General features: G+C 46.0%; 3 protein-coding genes. All 3 read left to right on the top strand.

From position 1 onward, the window contains the following. Positions 1 to 372 (top strand): M24 family metallopeptidase (locus tag GY683_RS07000; RefSeq protein WP_297288056.1); only part of this gene is annotated, 372 nt, incomplete at its 5' end. A gap of 8 nt (positions 373 to 380) precedes the next feature. Further along, complete coding sequence (ubiH, locus tag GY683_RS06995) at positions 381 to 1,562, top strand: 2-octaprenyl-6-methoxyphenyl hydroxylase (protein WP_297288055.1); 1,182 nt, start codon at positions 381 to 383, stop codon at positions 1,560 to 1,562. Further along, positions 1,559 to 1,792 (top strand): FAD-dependent oxidoreductase (locus GY683_RS06990; protein ID WP_297288054.1); only part of this gene is annotated, 234 nt, incomplete at its 3' end. The genes ubiH and GY683_RS06990, both read left to right, overlap by 4 nt.

Below are 1,792 nucleotides of genomic sequence, written 5' to 3'. Positions count from 1 at the left end.
TCAACGGTATTAACGCAAGGGCTTATTGATTTAGGCATTTTAACCGGCGAGCTTGATGAGTTAATGGCAAACCAAGCATGCAAAGCGTTTTACATGCATGGCCTTGGCCATTGGTTAGGGTTAGACGTGCACGATGTTGGCGAATACAAGCTTGATGAAAAAGAGCGCTTATTTGAGTCGGGCATGGTGCTCACTATCGAGCCGGGTTTATATATTAGCGAAGATGCAAAAGCACCAGAGCAATATAAAGGCATCGGTATTCGTATTGAAGATAACTTACTTGTCACTGAAGATGGCCATGAAAATCTGACCATTTCGGTTCCTAAAACCATTAGTGACATTGAAGCAGTGATGCAAGCAAATAAAGGCTAGGAGCAAGCGTGGCAAAGCAGTTTGATGTTGTCATTATCGGCGGTGGAATGGCGGGTGCAAGTTGTGCACTGGGCCTAAAACAGAGCAATAAGCAGTTATCAATCGCTGTAATTGAGGCAAATGAAGTAAGCGCAGACTATCACCCAAGCTTTGATGATAGAAGCATTGCGCTGGCTCAGCAGTCGGTGCAGTACTTAAAATCAATCAATGCCTTTGATTGCCAAGCGCCATTTGCGGCAGCGATTGAAAAAGTAACCGTATCTGATCGTGGCCATTTTGGTAAAACACATATTGATTGCCAAGAATACGGCCATGATGCCCTTGGCTATGTGGTCGAAGTGAATCCATTTGGGCGTAGTCTTCATCAGCAACTCATAGGTACTGACGTCAGTTTATTTTGCCCTGATACAGTCGCCAAACTTGAATACCAGAGCGACTGTGCCAACGTCACGCTAAGCTCCGATGAGCAGTTAAGCGCAAAGCTTGTGGTGATTGCCGATGGCGCTCATTCGCAAAGCCGTAAACTGGCTAATATTGAGTTTAATACCCGCGCTTATCAGCAAGCGGCGATTATTGCCAACATCGAAGTGGCTGGTGGTCATCATCATCATGCTTTTGAGCGTTTTACTGAGAACGGCCCAATGGCACTGTTGCCAATGAGTAATAATCGATACTCGTTGGTGTGGTGTATGGAGCCTGAGCAAGTTGAGCACACTATGGCGCTTGAAGACGATGCCTTTTTAGCTGAGTTGCAAAAAGCATTTGGTTACTGCGGCGGTTCATTTAGCAAAGTGGGTATGCGTGCAAGCTACCCGCTTGTGTACGGTAAAGCAGAATCACTGAGCAGCCACCGCACAGTATTAATTGGTAATGCAGGCCACGCTATTCACCCAATTGCCGGGCAGGGCTTTAATTTAGGCCTGCGTGATGTGCAATTATTGTGTGATATGGCTAATAGAAGCGACCTTGGTGATTACGCCTTTACCCGTTATTACAGTCAAACTCGCAGTAAAGATATTACTACCGTGATGACACTCACAGACAGCCTAGTGCGTTTGTTCTCAAACTCATCACGATTGCTCGCGCTTGGTCGCAGCATTGGCCTTTTCTCAATGGATTTATTCTCCTCGTTAAAAACCCCGCTGGCAAAACAGCTTATGGGTCAGGTTAAGCAAGGTAAACGGATATGAAACAAGCACAAGTTTGTATTGTCGGTGGTGGCTGTGTTGGCCTTACGCTAGCACTAGGTTTAGCAAAAGCAGATATCAGCGTTGTGGTGATTGACGCGAGTAAAAATCAAACCTTACCGGGTGATGATTACGCACTTCGCGTGAGCGCGTTAAGCCTAGCTAGTCAGGGCTTACTCGAGTCTTTAAATGTTTGGACAGAGATCATTAAACACCGTGCTACACCGTATACG

The sequence above is a fragment of the Moraxella sp. genome, assembly GCF_024227015.1.
Classification (GTDB): Bacteria; Pseudomonadota; Gammaproteobacteria; order Pseudomonadales; family Moraxellaceae; genus Moraxella.
Note: the sequence above shows the minus strand (reverse complement) of the source record. Positions and strands in the feature narration are given on the sequence as shown.